The sequence below is a fragment of the Shewanella sp. 492 genome, assembly GCF_059338445.1.
Genome location: NZ_CM181702.1, coordinates 1,333,048 through 1,355,488, shown reverse-complemented (window position 1 = coordinate 1,355,488; position 22,441 = coordinate 1,333,048). Strand labels below are relative to the sequence as shown.

The following is a 22,441-nucleotide window of genomic DNA, read 5'->3' as shown; positions in this document are numbered from 1 at the left end:
CTCTGGCGTACTTAATAATTCGGCATGAGCATACAAATACCCTATGCCCACTCAGATAGAAATAGCGTGACCTAAACCACGCTATATTTGCCCTGGTTAATTGTTGTAAATCCTGCGTTACAAGCCTAGGCGCTCTTGCACCACCAACAAGGCGTCAACCGCCTTTTGATTTACCAATCTTATATTCGCGTAGTTTGTTAGCGATAGCGGTATGGGACATGCCCAGCTTTTTAGCCAATTGGCGGGTACTGGGGTAAGCCGGATAGAGACGCCTCAAGATATTGGCCTCAAACTGTTTCATGGCATCATCTAAACAACCTTCAAACTCGTGATCAAAATAACCAAACCCTTCCGCATAAGAGGGCAACTTCAGTTGCTCCACGGTTAACTCGGCCGACCCGTCCCACATAGAAACAGCGCGGAAAATAGCATTCTTTAACTGACGCACATTGCCCGGCCACGCATAGCTGAGCAAATGCTCACGACACTGCGCCGAGATACGGCGAATGGGGATGGACAGTTGCTGACTATAATGCTCTAAAAACATCTCGGTTAAGGGGATCACATCCACCTTGCGATCGCGCAGACTCGGCAGATGAAAGCTGAGCACATGAATTCGGTAATAGAGATCTTCGCGAAATTCGCCGCTTTGACACAATTCAGCAAGGTTTTTCTGAGTCGAGCAGATAATACGCACATCGGAGCGTACCTCGACATCGCCACCGACGCGTCGGAAAGTGCCATCTTGCAGTAGGCGCAGCAACTTGACCTGCGCCGCCTTGGACATTTCCGCCACTTCATCTAAAAAGACCGTACCGCCCTTGGCTTCTTCAAAAAAGCCGCGTTTGACCACCTCGCCGCCACTCACATAACCAAACAGCTCCTCTTCGGCCGCACTGTCAGGCATCGCTGCACAATTAATGGCAATAAAAGGATATTCTCGACGCATGCTGGCATCGTGACAGGCGCGCGCCATTAACTCTTTCCCCGTGCCGGTTTCGCCAGTGATCAACAAAGGTGCATCCAGCTGCGCCATCCTTCTGGCTTGCACTAATACCTCTTTCATTTTATCACTGACCGCAAGCACGTTTTCAAAACCCGTGGTCTGATTTTGCAGCGCGTTAAACTGTTTACCTAAACGGGCCGGAGACTTAAGTGATACTACGGCGCCCGCAAGAATACTTTTATCCTGCTCATCGGGCAGGTAAATCGGAAGCATCTCGGCGAGGTACTCACTTTGACCTATGTTGACCCGTGTCGCCTGCGCAAGCACCTGTGGTTCGCTAAGCCAACGGGAAAAATTAAATCCTTGTACCCAATGGTTAAGCGATTCGTCTAGCACCTCATGCTCGCCCATGTTCAGTGTCATCAATGCTGACTCATTAACGATGCGGATGCGCCCTTTTACATCGAGAGAGAACACCGAATCGGGCAGGGTTTTAAGTAGGGTTTTAAGCGCGTAATGTTCTTGTTCTGACGGCATAAAGGAGACAGTTCGCACATCACTGACCCCTTCAACCTTGCGGATTAACGGCAGTAATTCACTGAGCACATCAAACTTAACTTCAGCAAATTGGAGATAGAGAAACCCTTGATTGCTGGCGTCAATGGCAAACAGGTTAATCCCATAGCCCTCTAACACCACCAATATATCTTTTGCTAGACCCACACGGTCAATACAACTTACCGCTAAGCGCATACTATTATCGTCCCTTTGTTGTTCTTATTACTGCGTTATTATTGGGAATATCCTTTGCAACCGCCCCGCATCACCCAGGTAAAATAAGGGTGGCGATGTCGGTGCCGATAAAACGCCTATACGTTAGAATGTTCTGCGATAAGTGGCAAGACTTGTTTACAGCGGAAAATAAACTCATAAAATAAAACAGCGCCATAAAAAACTTATAACGCTGATTCTCAATAACTTTTAACTTAATCGAGCAACTGGTCGGTCTTGGCAGCCATAATGAAATCGTTACGATGCAAGCCCTTAATAGAATGTGACCACCAGGTAACGGTCACCTTGCCCCACTCGGTTAAGATCCCCGGGTGATGAAACTCCGCTTCAGCGAGCTCCCCCACCTTATTGGTAAAGGCCAGCGCCAATTTAAAGTTCTTAAATTTATACACGCGCTCCAGCTGCATAATACCGTCACGCACCTGTACACCCCAATCTGGGATCATATTGAGTAACTCTCCTAGCTCGGCCTCACTCACCTTAGGGGCATCGGCCTGACAGGCTTCACACTTCATTTGTGCTAATTCCGACATATATCATCCTTAAATCTTGATAGTAGGGTTAATCCACAGCCTAGCTGACGTTAGCTTTGGGCTCAAATAATGGCGCATGTAACCCAAGTTGACGCGCCTGAGTGACCGCCGACATCACATCCATCTTCACAATTTCATCGAGATAATCTATTGATTCAATCGTGTAATATATCGGCTGCATAATATCGATACGGTACGGTGTTCTCAGTATGTCAATGAGATCGAAAGGCTTGATCAACGGCTTATCGCCCATGGCGTATAGCGTTTCACCGGGCGAACTTAAAATCCCGCCCCCATAAATTTTTAACTGATCATCAGCCTGCCTAATTAAGCCGAATTCCACCGTAAACCAATATAAACGCGCCAGAAAAACCCGCTCCTCTTTCGAGGCTGCTAGGCCTAACTTACCGTATTGATGTGAAAAACGAGCAAATGAGGGGTTAGTTAACAGTGGGCAATGACCAAAGATCTCATGAAAGATATCGGGCTCTTGCAGGTAATCAAACTCCTCTTTAGAGCGAATAAAGGTCGCCACAGGAAACGCTTTATTAGCCAGCAACTGAAAAAATTGCTCAAAAGAGATTAACGCCGGCACCGCCGCGGTTTTCCAACCTGTCGTGCGGCTCAAGACAGTATCAATCTCACTCAATTGCGGAATTCGCTCACTGGGCAAGGCCAGTTCACTTAATCCGTGTAAATAGGCATCGCACGCATATTTAGGCACATTATCTTGCTGACGTTGATACAAGGCTTGCCATGTTTCATGCTCGCAAGAGGTGTAATCGATACGCCCATGTCGGTCCGGATACTTAGCTTGATATGTTGTCGCTTTACTCATGATAAATACAACCCTTAACTGCGCTTGCCTCCATAGTTGACGAAAACCGATGATTTGTTAACCGGATCACACTTTTAAATTACCCAATACTTACGCCATTTCTGTAACCTAAAATTTACAACCATGGAGTTGGCTAGATTAAAATGACTGTATTTCAATAAGCTAACAGATGTAATGAAATCGTCGCATTTGTCTATAAAATGACAATAATTACCTTTAACTGCAGTTTAAAATGGCTTTTCAAAGGTTTTTTATTAGAATAAGGCCAACATCGCCCCACATCTAGGAATAGGATGAAACAGCACAAAGTCCGAAAGGCAGTGATCCCCGTAGCGGGTCTCGGTACCCGCATGCTTCCGGCAACCAAAGCTATCCCCAAAGAGATGTTGCCAGTGGTCGACAGGCCGCTGATACAATATGTCGTTAATGAAGCGATTGCCGCCGGTATAAATGAAATTGTGCTGGTCACCCATGCCAGTAAAAACTCGATTGAGAACCACTTTGACTCCAGCTTTGAGCTAGAAGCTCAGCTTGAACGCCGAGTAAAAAGACAATTATTGGCCGAGGTGCAGGCTATTTGCCCAGCGGCAGTAACCGTGATAAGTGTGCGTCAGTCTCAAGCAAAGGGGCTGGGTCACGCGATTCTCTGCGCACAAAAAGTGGTAGGAGATGAGCCTTTTGCCGTGCTGCTGCCCGATGTGATCATCGATGAATTTAGCTGCAATTTAAGCCGTGATAATCTCGCCGACATGGTTAACTTGTTCGACGACACCGAAACCGGACAAATCATGGTCGAGGGCGTGCCAGCGCACTGCGTCGACCAATACGGTATCGCCGATGTCAATGGCCACGCCTTAACCCCTGGCCAATCTGAGCCCATCAGCGCCTTGGTTGAGAAACCCGAGGTCACAGAGGCACCATCAAACCTAGCCGTGGTCGGCCGCTATATTCTGCCACGCGAGATCTGGCCGTTACTGTCGAAAACCCCCGCTGGCGCTGGCGATGAGATCCAACTCACTGATGCCATTGCCATGCTGATGGAAAAACAAACTGTTAATGCCTATTACATGAAAGGCAAAAGCCACGATTGCGGTAACAAACAGGGTTATATGCAAGCGTGTGTCGAACATGCGCTGCGCCATCGAGAAATAGGTCCAGAGTTTACCCAATACCTTAAGACGCTGGTTGCAGCATTACCACAGGACAATGATTAATGACCATTTTAGTAACGGGTGGTGCAGGCTATATTGGCAGCCACACCCTTGTTGAATTACTCAATGATAATCAAGACGTTGTCGTTATCGACAATCTGTCTAATTCCAGTGTCGAAGCCTTAGCACGTGTCGAACACATTACCCAAAAGAAGATCACCTTTTATCAAGGCGATGTACTCAATAAAGCGTTTTTACAAAAAGTGTTTACCGACCACCAAATCACGGCGGTGATCCATTTTGCTGGATTAAAAGCGGTCGGAGAATCGGTGGCGCAACCACTGCGTTACTATGAAAACAATGTCACCGGCACATTAGTGTTATGTGAGGTGATGGCTGATTTTAATGTTAAAAAGTTAGTCTTTAGCTCATCGGCAACCGTCTATGGCGACCCCGCTTCACTGCCGATCACCGAAGACTTTCCGACAGGGGCAACCAACCCTTATGGGCAATCTAAGCTCATGGTGGAACATATCTTAAACGATCTGTATCACTCTGATCCTAATTGGAATATTGCTCGGTTGCGTTATTTCAACCCAGTAGGCGCCCATGCTAGCGGGCTAATAGGGGAAGATCCTAACGATATCCCGAACAATTTAATGCCCTTTATCGCTCAGGTTGCTGTGGGTAAGCGGGCATTTTTAAGTGTATTTGGCAATGATTACGACACCCATGACGGCACTGGGGTGCGTGATTATATTCATGTCGTCGACTTGGCCTTAGGCCATTTGAAAGCACTAGAGAAACTCAATAGCGGCTGCGGCTTAGTCACCTATAACTTGGGCACAGGCCAAGGCTATAGCGTACTGGACATGGTGAAAGCCTTTGAAACAGCCTGCGGAAACAAGATCAAGTATCAAATTGCGCCGCGTCGACCTGGTGATATAGCCGCCTGCTATGCCGATCCTAACAAGGCACAAACCGAGCTCAACTGGCAAGCGACGCACAGCATCGAAGATATGGCCAACAGCAGTTGGCACTGGCAATCGAGCAATCCAAACGGATACCATGACTAACCCTAGGTATCCTCAATACCTGCCCACATTGTAGAGCGCCTCGGCGCTCTACATCATCAGCTTTTGGACCTAACAGCATGAGCAACGCAATTAATCAGAGCCGCCGTAGGCTGTTTAACCGTCGCCAGCAGCAGGCGATACGCCCACCGTGGAGCCGAACTGATGTTGAATTTACCGATATCTGTACGCGCTGTAACCTGTGTATTGAGGCGTGCGAAACAGACATTATATTTCGCGGTGACGGGGGCTTCCCTGAAGTGAATTTTAGTCAGGCTGAGTGCACCTTTTGCACCAAATGCGTAAGTGCCTGCAAAGAACCTCTCTTTAATGATACTACGCACGAACCTTGGCAACTAAGAGCCTCAATAGACAACAGCTGCTTAGCAAACAGTGGCATCTGGTGCCAAGCCTGCAAAGATGCCTGTGACGCCAGCGCGATTAACTTTACACCGTCGATTGGCGGCGCCCCGCAACCTTCCATCATGCTTGATAGCTGCACAGGCTGCGGCGCATGCGTCTCGCCTTGCCCCAACCAGTCAATATCCATCACCACAAAAGAGGCGGTATGCTTGCCAAAAAACTGACAGGCGCGCCAAATATTAGTGGTTTTACTAGGCAGGTTTTACGGGTAGTATCTACTTAGAATCGTAACAACAGTGACTATTATGTTTAAAAGAAAAAACAGTAATGCAGGCCTGACTTTTATTGCACAAGGCACTAAGGTGTGCGGTGAAAGCCACTTTTCTGGAGAAGCCTTGATCGGTGGGGAGCTGCAAGGCAAGATCAGCGCGCTGAATAAAATCACTATTGAAACCGATGGTTATATTAATGGCGAGCTGCGATGTAAAGAGATCAAAGTCTCTGGCCTGTTTAAGGGCAAGCTCAAGTGTGAAAAGCTGATTATTACCGGCACCGGAACGGTAGAAGGCGAGATAGCCTGTAACTCAATGGAGATATTTTCCGGTGGCCAGTTTATCGGCGTGCGGGTAAAAGAAGAGGTAGCTTTGCTGTCAAATGAGCAAATGCACCAAGAAACACCTGAACAACATTCACCCCATCATGCTAACGCAGAGCTGGTTAACTAACGGCAGTATGTATCAAATCTAGGCGCTGAGTGCACTCCACCGCGCCTAAACTGCTCTAAAGCCCGCACACTACTGAGCTAACTCGGCAGCTTGTTTATAGTCTCTAATTAAGGTTAAAAAGTCGCGCGGCGCTCTATCTAAACAATCCACCGGAATATAAACATGGTAGCCAAACTGGCCATTGAGCTGCTCACAACGGCGGGAAAACATCGCCTGCACGCCTTTATAGGCTTTACCCTCTAGCGTCAGAGGCGAAAATTCTGAATTAAGATAACGCTCTAGATCCGCCAACTCACCATCTAAGGTTAGCGATGACATCAATAATGGCCGCTGCTCCGTGAGCAAACCGGTCGCCAAACGCGGCGGAATATCATCGATAAGCGGCGCCAATCGCTTTAGTTTGATCCCGATATAAGGCAGCTCATGATTGTCAAAGCCCTGTATATTTCGCGGCATATCGGCACGCTGAATGTTGTCCCATTCTAAATAAATACTGCCACGATGATGATGGTAGACCAAACCTTGCGGACGTAGTTCCACACTCACCTCTGGCTGCATTAATTTCGCGGCGCCAAGCACAGTAAAAAGCGCGCCAAATACAAAACAGGCAAGCCCCAGCCCCATTAGCGAACTCGATGCAATAAACATCACTACCGCACTTACTAACGCGATAGAGCCTATCAGGGTAAAACTCCAGCCGTTGCGTTTTGATACCGCACGAATAACGATTGATTCTTGCACCTATAACTCTCACTACAACTCAGTAGGCCCTCAAGGCCACTGATAATTAAAACGATTTATGCTAAATCAGCGGCTCATCTGCCACTGCAAATTTAATCTTAAGCCACAGTGATCCCACATATTCATGAATGGCCTGCTGAGAGGTCAGCAGATTTCTGGCATCAAACTGCCACCAGTAACCTCGGCGGGCAATAAAATTTGCGGGTGCAGGCTGTGGCTGAGTTCCCGCTTGAGTAAATATCTGCATTGCACGTGGCAAATGAGTCGCCGATGTCACCAAGCGAAATGGCACATCGCCAATTTCCCACTGAAGATGCTGCGCCTCTTCGAGCGTGTCTTTAGCCAATGGCAAACGAATAATACGCGCAGCATCGACCCCAAGTTCAATCGCGGCCTGCGCCATCACTTGAGCCTGAGGCAACTTATCACCTCCGCCCCAACCACTCACGACTAACTGACAATTGGGCCCTAATGTTAATTGACGCACCGCTTCGGTTAAGCGCGCTAAAGCGATGGCTGACAACTGCTGACTCGCGCTGGCATTAATAGCTGAGTCATGACCACTGCCAAGAACCATCACCACGCAGCCTGAGCCCATGGGTTGATTATTCACTGCATATTGCGATTCAAGCGATGAAGCCAGCCAATAACTGCCCCATTGACTACTGCAAAATAACAGAAGTAAGCACGCGCTTACGATTAAGGACTTAACCAGTTTACGCCGCCTTAATATCATAATCGCGAGAAGCAATAAGATAATGGTTAACGGCACTGGCATCAGCAGTTGCGATATGATTTTTTTTACCCAGAACATGGCTATCCTTGCCTCTTAATATTAGCGTTGCGCAAGTTTAACGTAAGCGATATGCAATACCAAGCGAGTGCGGTTTATTCACTTTCACTATCACCACAGCCACGCCGCGCCGCGGACGCCTGATGAACAACCATATAAATTCGGCACCACTGCTGTGCGGCACTCGCCCCCTAATACATAGCGAGATAAGAAAGCCGGTAGCCGAGGATAGATGGCAGTGACATTAGACATGCCGCCGCCTAATACGATGATATCCGGGTCAAGAATATTGATCACATGGGCCAAACTGCGGGCAAGCCTATCAATATAGCGCTCAAAACAGGCCATCGCCTGCGCATCACCTTGATTGACTAGCGCCATCACTTCGACTCCGCTAGACACCTTACCTTGCTGATGCGGCTCGAGGTTATGGTGATAGTCACGCACAAAACCGGTGCCTGAAATAAAGGTTTCGATACAATCTTTATTTCCGCAAAAACACGCGGTGGAATTAAATTCATCCGCCGTCATCCAAGGCAAAGGATTATGACCCCACTCGCCGCCGATGCCGTTACCGCCACCATGAACCTTGCCATTGATGGCGATACCAGCACCACACCCGGTGCCAATAATCACTCCAAATACCATCGCCTTACCCGCGGCCGCGCCATCGATGGCCTCTGAAATAGCAAAGCAGTTGGCATCATTAGCTATCCGCACTTCACGATCCAAACGCTCACACAGGTCAAGGTCTAACGGGTGACCATTGAGCCAGGTCGAATTGGCATTTTTAACTAAGCCTGAAAAAGGAGAAATTACCCCCGGGATCCCAACTCCAACCGTCGCCGTTTGCCCCAATTGTGCCTCGGCCTCATTGACTAACGAGACAATGGTATTGAGTGTCGCGGCATAATTTGCAGGCGTCGCGACTCGCTTTCTAAATTGCTCCATGCCCTGCTCATCTAAGGCCACCAGCTCAATTTTAGTGCCGCCTAAATCAACCCCAATCCGCAACATGTTTACACTCCACTGGATAACGTAATGGATCAGTTTATCGGCCAATGTTTAGCCGTAGCAATAAAATAAGGATTTAATATCGTCTCTTTTTGGTTATAGGCTAAGCGTAAGCCTGTAGCATGATTGATCACCGCGCCGCCCGCGCTTTCAAGTACCGCCTGAGCCGCCGCGGTGTCCCATTCGCTAGTTAACCCTAAGCGGGGATAGATCTCTGCCGCGCCCTCGGCCAACATGCAAAATTTCAATGAACTACCGATGCTTAACAGGCTATGTGGTCCAAGCGTGGCGAGATAATCTGCCAGCCCAGGGCTCACATGCGAACGGCTTCCCACCACCCGAGGCACCTTGGGTACAGGTACAACTAGCGAGGTTAAATCAATCAGCTCGCCGCCATCGGTTAACCAAGCGCCAAGGCCTGCGGCGCCGTAATAGCACTTTGCTAATGCTGGGGCATAGACCACCCCCGCCACAGCTTGATGATGGTCGATAAAGGCGATATTAACGGTAAACTCACCATTTCGCTTAATAAACTCTTTTGTGCCATCGAGAGGATCAATCAACCAGTATTGCGACCATTGGCGGCGCGTGGCCCATGGGATATCGGCAGCCTCTTCAGACATCACCGGAATATCGGGCGTTAACTTGGCAAGCGCATCGGCAATCACATGGTGGCTCGCCATATCAGCCGCCGTCACAGGGCTATCATCTGATTTTGCCTCGACAGCAAACGTCTCTTGCGCGTAAATCGCCATAATCGCATCGCCTGCCTGCTCGGCAATGGCGACAATCTGGGCTAACCAAGTGGGATTAAAGGGGGCTGTCAATTTACTTTACCTCTGCGCAGGGGCGCAAAATAAGATGAGTATGCCATAAAATTGGCATCTCTAACGTGCACCAATGAGCTGTTGCGCGATTAAATAATCAATGACTTGCTGAGCACATTGCTGCACATTGTGGCGCGCGGTATCGAGGCGAACATCAGGTGCACTCGGCGCTTCATAAGCCGAGTCGATACCGGTAAAGTGTTTAATCTCGCCGGCGCGCGCCTGCTTGTATAACCCTTTAGGGTCTCGCTGCTCACAGACCTCTAGCGGGGTATCAACAAATACCTCAATAAATTGCTTGTCGCTAAGTAAACTTCGCACCATGGCTCTGTCAGTAGCAAACGGCGAAATAAATGCCGTCGACACTAATAACCCCGCATCGACAAACAGCTTTGCGACTTCACCAATGCGGCGGATATTCTCCACTCTGTCGCTATCTGAAAAACCTAAATCACCATTGAGACCATGGCGAACATTATCACCGTCAAGCACATAGGTACTGGCGCCTCGCTCATGCAGCATCTTATCGACTGCATTGGCCAGCGTAGATTTACCTGAGCCACTGAGGCCTGTAAACCATAATACCGCCGCCTGATGCCCGTTGGCTGCCACGCGGTCTTGATGCGACACACTGGCCTGATGCCATACTACATCGGAGGATTTATCTTCTGTTACCACGGTTTTATAAGGTGACATTTGCAGTCCTTAAAATCACACACTTGAGTATTAAATTACGCTTACAGGCTCAACACTGATCTTCACAGCTTCTGGAGCACTCGATCATCACGCATCCCACCAGCATCCTTTTAGCTAAAAGGGGAAAAACAGCGGCACTGTCGTCAGCACAATCGCGCCGTAGGTCAGGCTAACGGGCACACCGACTTTAACAAAATCACTTAAGCGATAGCGCCCCGCATTATAAACCATCAAATTAGTTTGGTAGCCATAAGGGCTGATAAAGCTGGCGCTAGCAGCAAAGGCGACCGTCATAACAAAAGGTAAAAAATCCACCCCAAAACCCAAGGCAATGCTGTAAGCAATAGGAAACATCAAGGCCGCCGCCGCATTATTGGTAATAAGCTCGGTCATCAACCAAGTCACCACGTACACTAAAACGAGCGCCAACATTACATGCTGTTTATCGGCGATGCTGGCAACCCAAGTGGCAACCCCTTCTGCGACACCACTATTGACTAAGGCGTGGGCCAATAAAATCGCTGATGCCACAATAAGCCAAATATCGACCGGAAAACGGCGTACCACTTCGTTGACATTAAGGCATTGACTTAAGAGCAGCACCCCGAGCAGCAATAGCATGCCTTGCAGCATCTCGATAATACCGATAGCCGCTAACATGATGGTGACCATAAAGCCGCCAATGGCAATCCATGCCTTAACCCCACTAATACGAGTCTCAGGCTCGACGCCACTGATCACAATAAAGTTTTTACTTACCGTGCGCCGCGTTAAGAAGCGCTTACCTACCGCCAGCACTAAAAAATCACCGGCTTTAATGGTCACCTCGCCTAACTTACCGGAGATCTCTTCACCGTCACGGCGAATGGCCACTGCAGCGGCATCGAACAAGGCCCTAAAACCAGCACGCTTCATGGTACGTCCCACCAGCACACTTTCTTGTTTGACCACCACCTCGGTGAGGTTAGAGTCGAGTAAGCCATTTTTCTCGGCAAACATCTCCAGCCCAGAGAACTGCCCTAACTGCATCACCTTAGTGATATCACCACTGAAGATGAGCCTATCCCCTTGTTGCAATACTTCTGTTGGTGTCACCGGGCTGATTAAGCGGTTATTGCGCACCACTTCAACCAAAAACAGTGACTCGAGATGCCGAAGGCCATTGCCTTCTACCGAACGGCCAATGAGCTCAGAGCCCTCAATGACCTTAGCATCGATAAAATAGCCCTTAGAACTGGTTTCTTGTTGAGCAATACTGGGCAGCCAGCCCGACACCAATCTCAACACAACACCACAACCCAACACCAGTAAAGTACCAATGGCGGTGAACGAGAAAAACGATAATGACTGGCCCGATACATCAATATACATACTGTTGATGATCAAGTTAGTCGAGGTGCCCACTAAGGTGAGCGTGCCGCCAAGGATCGCCGCATAAGAGAGTGGCAACAACAACTTACTGGCCATATGATGGGGGTTGTTACGAATGGGGGACAGCAAGGTCGCCACCACTGCCGTGTTATTAAGTAAAGCCGAGCTCAGCGCCGTCATACTAAAGAGCCTAAGCCAAGTACTTTGGTAACCACTGACGATCACTTTGGATGCTATCACACGCAGTAAACGGGTTTTTTCTAGGGCAAAGGAGCATAAGATCAACAACACCAAGGTCACCAGACCGGGATTAGACATGCTCGCTAACAGCTGCTCTTTGGTGACCAAATTAAAGGCCACTAGCACCAGCAGGGTGACACCAAATACCTGTGCGGGTCGGTTTTGAAATCGCACTAAACCGACAATGGTCGCAACAAAAATGGCAATAGTGAGGTAGGCGTTTAGTGTCATAGTGTCCTATCTTTATGCGGCTCAAAGCGGCTAGCGATAAGCGGTAAGCTGACTTACTCGCTTACCGCTTCCACTTACGACTTAGCTTTCTCTTAAAGGCGTCTTAAGCCTTAGCGATATCTTTAACGCCCCAATGGGGAAAGTGCTTGCGCACTAAGGCATTCATCTCAAGTTCAAACTCGGAGATCGCACGCTTTTTACCCTTAGCGGCATCAATCGCCTTGCGGATCATTCCGGCGCCAACCGTCACATTGGTTAATCGGTCGATAATGATAAACGCCCCGGTATCGCGATTAACGTCATAGGCATCAAATTGCACCGACTCTGTCAGTGAAAAATGGCAATTCCCCATCTCATTAAGTGCTAACTGCTGCGCCGGATGTTGGGTTAAATTATTAATATCAACCTTATAATTAATCGCATCTGCAAAGCCATAAACCGACTTACTGCCTAATTTGATAGCATATTCGCGGTCCACACACAGTGGCTCTTCGGTCATCCACACCACATCGGCTTCAAAATGCGCGCTAGAGTTGGGTTTATCATGTGGACGCACCAACATATCGCCGCGGCTGACATCTATTTCATCGGTTAAGGTTAAGGTTACCGCCTGACCCGCCACGGCTTTCTCAAGCTCTCCCTCAAAGGTCACAATCGATTTAATGCGACTCTCTTTACCAGAGGGCAAGGCGGCAACGGTGTCACCCACACGAATGTCGCCCGACGCCAAGGTGCCGCAAAAACCTCGAAAATCCAGATTAGGCCGATTAACATACTGCACTTGGAAACGAAATGAGTCGCTCTTATCCTGCTCAACTGACACCGTATTAAGCAATTTGAGTAAGGTAGAGCCTGGATACCAAGTCATATGGCTACTTTCATTAACCACGTTATCGCCTTTTAATGCCGAAATCGGCACAAAACGTACATCCGTAAACGCCAAGTCTTGGGTAAATTCACGGTAGGCTTTTTTAATGCTTTGATACACACCTTGGTCGTACCCCACCGCGTCCATCTTATTGATCGCGATGATCACGTGTTTAATGCCAAGCTGCGAGCAAATATAACTGTGACGCCGCGTCTGTACCTGCACCCCGTGGCGTGCATCGATAAGAATAATGGCTAAGTCCGAAGTCGAGGCCCCGGTCGCCATATTGCGGGTGTATTGTTCATGGCCTGGGGTGTCGGCAATGATGAACTTACGTTGCTCAGTAGCAAAATAACGATAAGCCACGTCAATGGTGATCCCCTGCTCACGCTCAGATTGCAAGCCATCGACCAGCAACGCCAGATCAAACGCATCATCCGTAGTATTAAAACGTTTAGAGTCTTTCTCTATGGCCGCCATCTGATCTTCAAAAATCATCTTGCTATCAAACAACAGGCGACCAATGAGGGTCGACTTACCATCATCCACACTGCCACAAGTCAAGATACGCAACATATCTTTGTTTTCATGCAGCTTAAGATAGGATTCGATATCGGTTTGCAATAACGTCTGTTCTGTTGTCATGATCTTTCTCATATTCTGTAGGTGAACGGCACACTTAAGGCATTTTTACGGTTGCGGAGCGGCGGCCTAAAAGTAGCCTTCCATCTTTTTCTTTTCCATCGAGCCGGCTGAGTCGTTATCGATCACTCGTCCTTGGCGCTCCGAGGTGGTGCACAGCAACATCTCTTGAATAATTTCAGGCAAGGTGGTCGCATTCGACTCCACTGCGCCGGTGAGTGGATAACAGCCCAAGGTCCTAAAACGCACCATCTTGTGCTCCACCATTTCACCGGGCTCAAGTGCCATACGCTCATCATCAACCATGATCAACGTGCCATCGCGCTTCACCACAGGGCGAGGCTCGGCTAAATAAAGAGACGGTATATCAATACCTTCAAGATAGATGTATTGCCAGATATCTAACTCAGTCCAATTCGATAGGGGGAACACGCGAATACTCTCGCCTTTATCGACCTTGCCATTGTAGATATTCCATAATTCGGGGCGTTGATTCTTAGGATCCCAGCGATGCTTACTGTCACGAAACGAATAGACTCGCTCTTTAGCACGTGATTTCTCTTCATCACGACGGGCACCGCCAAAGGCGGCATCAAAGCCATGCATATCAAGTGCTTGTTTAAGCCCTTCTGTCTTCATGATATCGGTATGCTTGGCACTACCGTGGGTAAAGGGCGAGATGTCCATGGCTAATCCGCGCGGATTTTTATGCACAATCAAATCGAAACCATACTTTTTCGCCATCAGATCACGAAACGCAATCATCTCTTTAAACTTCCAGTTGGTATCGATGTGCATTAAAGGAAACGGGATCTTACCGGGATAAAAGGCTTTGCGGGCCAAATGCAGCAATACTGAGGAGTCTTTACCGACAGAATATAGCATCACTGGGTTATCAAATTCTGCGGCAACTTCACGCATGATCTGAATCGATTCCGCTTCGAGTTGTTTCAAATGAGTTTGCGCTGTAGACATATCGGTTTCCGTATAATATCAATTATATCAATTGGCTAATCAGCAAGCTTACCTATTAATAGACTCGTTTATGCGCAAGCAAAAACATTGATAGGCTCACCAAGTGATGGCATTGAAAGAATAATAACAGTACCAATACGATTTAGAAGTTATAAATATTAATTTATTTATACTAAAAAGAAATAAGAAGTAATGAAAGTAAAAACGGTGAATTTAAACAGTATCAAAAAGCAGCAATGAATGAATGAATACCATGTTAGGTGATAAGGGGACATAGACAATTGTCGGCTTGTAAAAGTAACATCCCCTGAAGGCGTCAGGCTGAATAATCCCCTTGATTTATCGCACTTACACCAAGTTAGGCTAACGGGATCAAGTTTAATAGCCACCCCATTACAGTGAAAGACACTAATAAAATAAAAAATAATAATACTAGCAAACGCCACTGCATCACTTGTTTCAACATCACAAACTCAGGAAAACTGGCAGCAACTGTGCTCATACAAAATGCTAATGTGGTTCCCAATGGCACACCTTGTAATAACAAGCTTTCTATTACAGGGATCACTCCAGTTGCGTTTGCATACAGTGGAACTCCCATCAGCACAGCAAGCGGAACAGACCACCACTGCCCATCACCTAAGTTGGCTTCAAGCCAACCCGCTGGCACAAAACCGTGCAAGGCTGCACCTAAACCAACACCAATAATGACCCACTTCCATACTCTGCCAAATATCTCAACAGTTTCAGATTTGGCAAACTGATGGCGCTGCTGCCAACTGACAGCAGATGCTGTTGTTAACGATGCTGCTTGGCCTTTTATTCCACTAGATTGCTCTTGTCCCATTGCATAAGCCTTAGCGGCTAGAGGTTGCAGCCAACGCTCGGCTTTGAGCAGATCCAGTAATGCACCGCCTAATATACCAATGCAGATGCCGATCACGGTATAGAGCAAGGTGACTTTGAATCCGAGCAGACTAAATAGTAATAGAATAGCGACTTCATTAATCAACGGTGATGTGAGCAAAAACGCCATAGTAATGCCAATGGGGATCCCTGCAGAGGTAAACCCCAAAAAAACGGGAATACTAGAGCAAGAACAAAACGGGGTTATCGCACCAAATCCAGCCCCTAATCCATAGCCAACCATTCTTGGTTGACTGGATAAATAACCGCGAACGCGTTCAATATTTAGCGAGGCTCGCAACCAACCAATGGCATAAATCATGATAATCAGCAGAGCGAAAATCTTAGTGGTGTCTTCAATAAAAAAGTGTACCGCCTGACCAAGTTGAGTTTGATTCGACAACCCGACTACATCGTAAACGAGCCAATCTGCAAATACAGTAAACCACACTAACATCTTTTACCCCATAAAAAAGACTTAGTAAACCAGCAGTAATATGGCGTCGATGAGCACCTGAGTTGCAAAACCATAAATTGCGAGCAATTCAAACTTGAGTGTTCAGCCACAATCTGCAGCATAGAAGCCTTTGGCCGCTTGAAACGGCGCTAGGCTAAGCTATGCAGCAACTCGTTGTATTCACGTAAGCACTTAAACTTACAACAAAAGCCTTTGTGATTTTCATTAACGAACATGATCAGCCCTATTGGCTAGGATCTTGCGTTAACAGCTGCTCAATCTCTTGATGAGACGGTACTTTTCCTGCCGACACCACTGCACCATTAATAACGATAGCCGGTGTCGACATGACACCATAATCGAGTATGGCAGCCATATCAGTGACTTTGCTTAACTCAATGTTGATGGCTAAGTCCTTTGCAACTTGTTGAATATCTGTCGCTAAATTGGTGCACTTTTTACACCCACTTCCTAATACTTCTATTTTCATATCACGTCTCTTCTAAGTGTTTCTAGCTAAAAACTAAGACTTAACCTGTGCAGCCAAATCTTGAGCGTTTTTCGCTATTACGGCTTCTACACAACCCAGCATTTTTAATAAGCATGGGGTTTCTAGACGGTAATAAATCTGTTTCCCGTCACGGCGGCTACTAATAATCCCCGCCTGCTTTAATACTGATAGGTGTTTGGATACTGTTGAGATATCAGCTTTAACACCATCAGTAAGATCGCAAACGCAATATTCTTGCTGTTGCAATTGTTCCAATAACCACAAACGCGTCGGATGGGCTAATGCCTTAAGTACCGCAGCACGAGCATTGAGTTTCAATTGCTCTTGTTCTGTCATGGCTATGTCTCTTTTTACTTTCTCATTTGGCATAATCGCCAAGTGTTATTTGAAAGGCAAGAATTACTGAATGATTTTGCTAGGAAATATGATCAAGCTCATAGGTAGGCTCTTTAACAGAGTCGTAAGAAAAGCGTATTACGGTGAGGTATCAGCACGCGTTAATTAAACATTAAGCCCTTAATGTTTAAGCACTTGGTTTGAAACAACATAGTGAATAAACCCAAAGTTTATGAAGCTCAACTCACGTCGAATCAAACCTAAGCGCTACGATATGTCATTCGATTAAAACAGCGTATTCATCAAGCGATGTATGCCCTCTTTCCAAGAGAAAATGCAACAAGGCTTCAGGACTACGGTTGAGTAAACGTTCCATTGGAAAACCCACCGCCTCAATAATCTCTTCCGACTTATCAAAACCTGCCAAGTCAAAAGCGACATGGGAATCAGAGCCCATCACCAGTAACCCACCGGCTTCTTTGACTGCACTAGCAATGGCAGTGCAATTATCCACACTGCCTTTTCTTGATGTTAAAAAAGAGGAATTGTTTATTTCAAGCGCCACATTATGTTTAGCTGCGACCGCTGCGACACGTTTAATATCAATTGGGTAAGCTGGGTTGCCGGGATGAGAAATAATATCGACATTGCCACTTTCAATCGCGTTAATGAGCGCCAGAGTGTGAGCCTCTTTAGTGGAGGGCGGAAAAACCGGCTCATGAAAACCGGCCAGTACAATATCGAGGGCTTGCAAATATTCACCAAAAAAATCAATTTCGCCGAGTTCATTTTTGATGTTGGCTTCGATACCACGCAGTACACCAATACCATCAACGACCCTAGGTAACACGCGCATATTCACAAAGTGCCAAAAGTGGGGAGCATCGGCCATATCGGGACCATGATCGGTAATAGCAAACAGTTTAACCCCCTTCTCTTTCGCCACACTAAGGTAATCATGTATGGTGCTATAAGCATGAGTGGAAGCAATGGTATGCGCATGAACATCAACAAGAAATTTCATGATAAATCTTATTTCCTGGATCAAAAAGTTGCGTTCTAGTCTACTATATTTGACCAGCTTTTCACCATGCCCTCTTAGAGCCAAAAATTAAAACCAAAATCAACATTTACAAAATGCTCACCACAAAATTACCATCGTGTAAGCCAAACCATATAGGCATCTCCCCCCTTTTGCAGCGTCGAAATCCAGCAACAAAACAGTCTGTACGTATCAGCTCCTGACGTCAGATACTCAAAAGGCATTTTTGGCATGTTCCCCCTCAATAGCCTGGAGCTAATCAATTGTTAATTTAGGAAATGTTCATTAGTACCTCATTCGCCATTGTTGATTGAATATTCTCAAGCTCAAAAAGAAACAGATACTCGCAGCCAAAAAACTAAGCTAACCAATTGATTAAAATAGGTTAAATCTTTACCTCGCATTTGTAATAAAAATATTGCAAAGCGGAAAAATGTCCGTTTTTTTTGTAAAAATTTGAGGAATAATTTAAAGACAATAAAAAATGGACTCACTACTTATGTCGACCTTAATGAGCTGTATCGGAGTTACTGTACTAATACTTATTGGTATATTATTTTCTGAAAATAGAAAAAGTATTCACTTTCGAACCATTGCAGGAGCGTTAATACTTCAAATATTACTTGGTGCTTTCGTTATGTATGTGCCAATCGGTGTATCGATTCTAGAAAGCATGAGTAATGGGGTTAATAATGTCATAGCATTTTCTAATGCGGGTTTAACCTTTGTTTTTGGTGATTTAGCGAGTTATAAAGTAGGTTTTATATTCGTTATCAATGTGTTGTGTGTTGTTGTATTTATTTCAGCTTTAATATCTGTCCTTTACCATCTGAAAATAATGCAATTTATTATTAATATTTTCGGTGGAGCCCTATCAAAATTACTTGGAACAAGTAAGGCTGAATCGCTATCTGCCACCGCTAATATTTTCGTTGGCCCAATCGAAGCACCTTCTATGGTCCGTCCGTTAGTTAAAAATATGACTCGCTCGGAGTTGTTTGCAGTGATGACCGGTGGTTTAGCTAGTGTCGCGGGGGGGACTATGGTTGGTTATATTAATCTCGGGATTGACCCCAAATATATTTTAACCGCATGTTTTATGACGGCTCCTGCAGGTTTATTGTTTGCTAAATTGTTGTGCCCTCAAACAGATCCCAATTTAGTCAAAAATAAGATTGAAATAGAAGATGCCGATAAATCGAAAGGGCTACTCGATGCTATCTCAAGTGGATCCTTAATGGGAATGAATCAGGTCATCACTGTCACAGCACTATTAATATCCTTTGTGGCATTAATTGCGTTACTTAATGGTATTGTCGGCTCTGTTGGAGACTTATTTAGTATAGATAATCTCACATTAGAAATGATAATTGGCTATTTACTCTCACCATTAACGTTTCTGATGGGTGTGCCTTGGTCTGAAGCCATACAAGCAGGATCCATTATAGGGCAGAAGATTGTCGTCAATGAATTTGTTGCTTATATCAACTTTCTAGAAGTATCGTCTTCATTATCAGAAAAGACACAGGCAATCGTGATCTTCAGTTTATGTGGATTCGCAAATATGGGCTCACTCGCCATGGTCGTAGGTGGAATTGGTGCAATGTGCCCAGATCAAAGAGAGCTTATTTCACAAATTGGTCCAAGAGTGCTTTTAGCCTCTATTCTAGCAAACTTAATGTCTGGAACCATTGCAGGCGGTTTAATATCATTAATGTAATATTCGAGGTACAAAAATGTCTACTCCACATATAAATGCTGAGCTCGGGGATTTTGCTAAAACAATCATTATGTCAGGTGATCCTTTACGAGCCAAGTTAATAGCAGAAACTTACTTAGACAATGTAAAAGAAGTCACCAACGTTAGAGGCATGCTCGGTTTTACTGGTATGTATCAATCGAAACAAATATCGGTTATGGGCCATGGTATGGGAGCCCCCTCTGCAGCGATATATTTCAATGAGTTAATGACGACTTATCAAGTAAAGAACTTCATTAGAGTCGGCAGTTGTGGTGCCATATCAGATGATGTCAAATTGAAAGATTTAATCGTCGCGATCGGCGCATCTACCGATTCAAAAATGAATCGAACTCGGTTCTTAGATCATGATTTTGCTGCAGTCGCCAGCTTTGATTTATTGCAGGCGTGCCATGAGCAACTACAAAAAACAGCAATTGAGTATAAAGTCGGTAGTGTATTTTCATCTGATTTATTTTATCGACCCGATGCAAGTGATTACCAACTGATGGCAAAAAATGGAGTGCTTGGTGTTGAAATGGAGATAAATGCGCTTTATTCACTCGCTGCCGAACATCAATGTCGTGCACTTGGCCTGTGCACAGTAACTGACCATATTACACGTCAAGAACACCTAAGTGCCGACGAACGTAGAACAGACCTACACGAAATGGTTAAAGTGGCTTTAGACACCGCTGTAACGTTCTAACCCTCCCTTTTGGTTCATTATAAAGTGGCTCATAAATAGAGCCACTTTATAAAAATTGATTTGAATAAAGCAAAAGCGTAGTATTGGCGCAACACTAATGTACAGTTAGATTAAAGTAACATGAACATTGTTGATATGATTAAGTCAATAGGTTTGACTCCAATTAACTATGAAAAAAACGTTTACTTACTCAGACAAAAAAGTCAGATTTCAAACTTAATATTCTGTACAAATGCTAGCTTAACAATATCTTATGTCAATGTATGCGGAAATGAATTCATCCTCAAGGTTGAAGATAATTACACTGGATTTCTTGGTGAAATGGAATTTTTTCAAGAAAACAACAATTCATTATTTAGTGTTAGAGCAAATAGACCCGGCAGCCTATATAAAATCTCAAAATCCAATTTTTTAACCATACTCGGCGATAATCCTGACGTGTTTATATACATTACATCTTTGATCACTAAAAGATATAATAGAAATATGCACGAACTCATTAAAAACATCACGCAATCAACTAGAGTGAGTATCATTAATCAAATACTTGATGCTAAAAGCCGTGCCAGTGATGACTTTTTTAAGCTGTCGACAACCCTTGGCGCTAAAAAGCTCGGAATAACCACAAGGACTTATAGACGAATACTTAATGACCTACTACAAGAAGGATGCATTGAAAAATCAAAACCTTACTACAAAATTATAAACCTCTGATCTCACTTTCACTCACAGGTGGCAGACCGAGCTTAGTTGATAAAATCTGAATTCGGGACTAACTGGAAATAGTACAATCAATCCCTCGCGAATCGAGGTTCCTTTATGTTTTTGAATTGATGAAGAAGTTATCTGTAGTGGCACACTAAATTACCACTGCACCTTATTAGAGGGATGGTAACCCCACGGAAACACACCATAGATACGCCTGTCGTATCGAGGAGTATTCATAATTGAGTCAATATGCTTTTGACCGATAATACCTTTGTACCGCTGCAAATATTGACATTACTTCACGACGCCCCCAATCACAAAATATAAACAAAAACAACAATTAAAACACACCGTTAACACTACATCTCTTTTTTGTGACTAAATACCTGCTTTTCACTCTTCTCAAGTAATTCAACTTGTGTACGTATAAACTATTGACTTACAATGCGTCAATTTTCTGACAGGGAGGAGTACTTACGATGAAGAAATTAGCATTGTTGTTAATATTCACGTCGTTTTTGTCATATGGAATGGCACCATTTGGTTTAGAATGGGGAGAAGATGTCACGCAATACGGTGAGCTCAGGCAAGAAGGAGGACAAAGCCGCGTTATCGCTCCTGCTTTACCAAAATCATTATCCATTGCCGATCATTACATTCTCTATGCTGATAATGAGCACGGTTTAGTCAAGGTAACCATGAAGAGTCATAAATATGGCTTGTCTGAGGATGAATTTAATCAAGATTTTAACTTCATCAAGCAATCACTAATTGATATTGGCTATAATACGAGCAGTTTTTTTGCCAGTGAAATATACTCGTATAAATGTGTGCTGCAAGGCTCCTGTAAAGGGAAGCGCTGGTATGGTTTGATCGATGGAAGCACGCATGTGGCGTTAGAACAGATAGCAACAACTCGAGAAACAGCCTTTATTCGATTAGAGTTTAAATCGCCTCACCTATTACACGAAGAAGCTCAAAAAGAGCTCCTTAAAGCTCAGCAGCAGGCCAATAAAATGAACAAAGACAGGTTAGTATTTGACTAGATAAATTTTAACAAACTGGTCCTACGATAATGTTTTCATTATTCCTATTCATTAATAGGAAAGTGGGCAATCCGCGATTGAATAAAAACAAGAACTGGACTCGATATTTGCCAATACGGTCAATATTACGCACGCATTTGCTATGCTAAAACATGGCAAATGCTACCGC

23 protein-coding genes are annotated in these 22,441 nt (G+C 45.4%); 8 read left to right on the top strand and 15 right to left on the bottom strand.

Translation table 11 applies throughout. The features are described from left to right. Positions 1-154: 154 nt before the first annotated feature. From tyrR to phhA, 3 genes are all read right to left on the bottom strand, one after another. Complete coding sequence (gene tyrR / locus AC5YBX_RS06090; protein ID WP_475516358.1) at positions 155-1,699, bottom strand: transcriptional regulator TyrR; 1,545 nt, start codon at positions 1,697-1,699, stop codon at positions 155-157. 233 nt (positions 1,700-1,932) lie between these two features. Then, complete coding sequence (locus AC5YBX_RS06085; protein ID WP_494524591.1) at positions 1,933-2,271, bottom strand: 4a-hydroxytetrahydrobiopterin dehydratase; 339 nt, start codon at positions 2,269-2,271, stop codon at positions 1,933-1,935. Between the two features lie 40 nt (positions 2,272-2,311). Continuing rightward, positions 2,312-3,109, bottom strand: coding sequence for a phenylalanine 4-monooxygenase (phhA, locus tag AC5YBX_RS06080; RefSeq protein WP_494524590.1), 798 nt, complete (start codon positions 3,107-3,109; stop codon positions 2,312-2,314). A gap of 293 nt (positions 3,110-3,402) precedes the next feature. Here phhA and galU point away from each other — a divergent pair, with 293 nt between their 5' ends. The 4 genes from galU to AC5YBX_RS06060 all read left to right on the top strand — a co-directional run bounded on the left by galU (position 3,403) and on the right by AC5YBX_RS06060 (position 6,421). Further along, the gene (galU, locus tag AC5YBX_RS06075; RefSeq protein ID WP_494524589.1) at positions 3,403-4,323 is read left to right on the top strand and encodes a UTP--glucose-1-phosphate uridylyltransferase GalU; all 921 of its coding nucleotides are present in this window, start codon (positions 3,403-3,405) and stop codon (positions 4,321-4,323) included. Beyond that, positions 4,323-5,336, top strand: coding sequence for a UDP-glucose 4-epimerase GalE (galE, locus tag AC5YBX_RS06070; RefSeq protein ID WP_494524588.1), 1,014 nt, complete (start codon positions 4,323-4,325; stop codon positions 5,334-5,336). The genes galU and galE overlap by 1 nt, the downstream gene beginning before the upstream one ends. A gap of 77 nt (positions 5,337-5,413) precedes the next feature. Then, entirely contained in the window at positions 5,414-5,920 is a 507-nt protein-coding gene (gene napF, locus AC5YBX_RS06065; RefSeq protein WP_475516353.1) for a ferredoxin-type protein NapF, read from the top strand. Positions 5,921-6,001: 81 nt separating this feature from the next. Further along, the gene (locus tag AC5YBX_RS06060) at positions 6,002-6,421 is read left to right on the top strand and encodes a bactofilin family protein (protein WP_475516352.1); all 420 of its coding nucleotides are present in this window, start codon (positions 6,002-6,004) and stop codon (positions 6,419-6,421) included. Positions 6,422-6,490: 69 nt separating this feature from the next. On the opposite strand, the gene AC5YBX_RS06055 is transcribed toward AC5YBX_RS06060, so the two are convergent. The 12 genes from AC5YBX_RS06055 to AC5YBX_RS06000 form a co-directional block, all read right to left on the bottom strand. Next, positions 6,491-7,162: a DUF2982 domain-containing protein gene (locus AC5YBX_RS06055; RefSeq protein WP_475516351.1), complete on the bottom strand. Its 672-nt coding sequence runs from the start codon at positions 7,160-7,162 to the stop codon at positions 6,491-6,493. A 61-nt stretch (positions 7,163-7,223) separates the two neighbouring features. Next, a complete protein-coding gene (locus tag AC5YBX_RS06050; RefSeq protein WP_494524587.1) occupies positions 7,224-7,976 on the bottom strand; it encodes a YdcF family protein in 753 nt (250 codons plus the stop codon). A 90-nt stretch (positions 7,977-8,066) separates the two neighbouring features. Beyond that, positions 8,067-8,972: a fructokinase gene (mak, locus tag AC5YBX_RS06045; protein ID WP_494524586.1), complete on the bottom strand. Its 906-nt coding sequence runs from the start codon at positions 8,970-8,972 to the stop codon at positions 8,067-8,069. Positions 8,973-9,001: 29 nt separating this feature from the next. Next, positions 9,002-9,796, bottom strand: a complete 795-nt coding sequence (cysQ, locus tag AC5YBX_RS06040) for a 3'(2'),5'-bisphosphate nucleotidase CysQ (RefSeq protein WP_494524585.1) — start codon at positions 9,794-9,796, stop codon at positions 9,002-9,004. Between the two features lie 60 nt (positions 9,797-9,856). Then, on the bottom strand, positions 9,857-10,492 hold the full coding sequence (gene cysC / locus AC5YBX_RS06035) for an adenylyl-sulfate kinase (protein WP_494524584.1): 636 nt from the start codon (positions 10,490-10,492) through the stop codon (positions 9,857-9,859). 114 nt (positions 10,493-10,606) lie between these two features. Beyond that, on the bottom strand, positions 10,607-12,334 hold the full coding sequence (locus AC5YBX_RS06030) for an SLC13 family permease (RefSeq protein WP_494524583.1): 1,728 nt from the start codon (positions 12,332-12,334) through the stop codon (positions 10,607-10,609). 103 nt (positions 12,335-12,437) lie between these two features. Continuing rightward, entirely contained in the window at positions 12,438-13,847 is a 1,410-nt protein-coding gene (gene cysN / locus AC5YBX_RS06025) for a sulfate adenylyltransferase subunit CysN (protein ID WP_494524582.1), read from the bottom strand. A gap of 66 nt (positions 13,848-13,913) precedes the next feature. Next, positions 13,914-14,819 carry a sulfate adenylyltransferase subunit CysD gene (gene cysD / locus AC5YBX_RS06020; RefSeq protein WP_494524581.1) on the bottom strand — a complete coding sequence of 302 codons (906 nt, stop codon included), beginning with the start codon at positions 14,817-14,819 and terminating at the stop codon, positions 13,914-13,916. 358 nt (positions 14,820-15,177) lie between these two features. After that, complete coding sequence (locus tag AC5YBX_RS06015; RefSeq protein WP_494519591.1) at positions 15,178-16,182, bottom strand: permease; 1,005 nt, start codon at positions 16,180-16,182, stop codon at positions 15,178-15,180. A gap of 244 nt (positions 16,183-16,426) precedes the next feature. Beyond that, positions 16,427-16,672, bottom strand: coding sequence for a thioredoxin family protein (locus AC5YBX_RS06010; protein ID WP_494524580.1), 246 nt, complete (start codon positions 16,670-16,672; stop codon positions 16,427-16,429). Between the two features lie 33 nt (positions 16,673-16,705). After that, on the bottom strand, positions 16,706-17,029 hold the full coding sequence (locus AC5YBX_RS06005; protein ID WP_494524579.1) for an ArsR/SmtB family transcription factor: 324 nt from the start codon (positions 17,027-17,029) through the stop codon (positions 16,706-16,708). A 277-nt stretch (positions 17,030-17,306) separates the two neighbouring features. Beyond that, entirely contained in the window at positions 17,307-18,053 is a 747-nt protein-coding gene (locus tag AC5YBX_RS06000) for a phosphatase (protein ID WP_494524803.1), read from the bottom strand. Positions 18,054-18,570: 517 nt separating this feature from the next. Here AC5YBX_RS06000 and AC5YBX_RS05995 point away from each other — a divergent pair. From AC5YBX_RS05995 to AC5YBX_RS05980, 4 genes are all read left to right on the top strand, one after another. Further along, positions 18,571-19,791: a NupC/NupG family nucleoside CNT transporter gene (locus tag AC5YBX_RS05995; protein WP_494524578.1), complete on the top strand. Its 1,221-nt coding sequence runs from the start codon at positions 18,571-18,573 to the stop codon at positions 19,789-19,791. Between the two features lie 16 nt (positions 19,792-19,807). Continuing rightward, a complete protein-coding gene (deoD, locus tag AC5YBX_RS05990) occupies positions 19,808-20,518 on the top strand; it encodes a purine-nucleoside phosphorylase (RefSeq protein ID WP_494524577.1) in 711 nt (236 codons plus the stop codon). A gap of 120 nt (positions 20,519-20,638) precedes the next feature. Beyond that, positions 20,639-21,232: a Crp/Fnr family transcriptional regulator gene (locus tag AC5YBX_RS05985; protein ID WP_494524576.1), complete on the top strand. Its 594-nt coding sequence runs from the start codon at positions 20,639-20,641 to the stop codon at positions 21,230-21,232. 473 nt (positions 21,233-21,705) lie between these two features. Next, complete coding sequence (locus AC5YBX_RS05980) at positions 21,706-22,272, top strand: hypothetical protein (protein WP_494524575.1); 567 nt, start codon at positions 21,706-21,708, stop codon at positions 22,270-22,272. Positions 22,273-22,441: the final 169 nt, after the last annotated feature.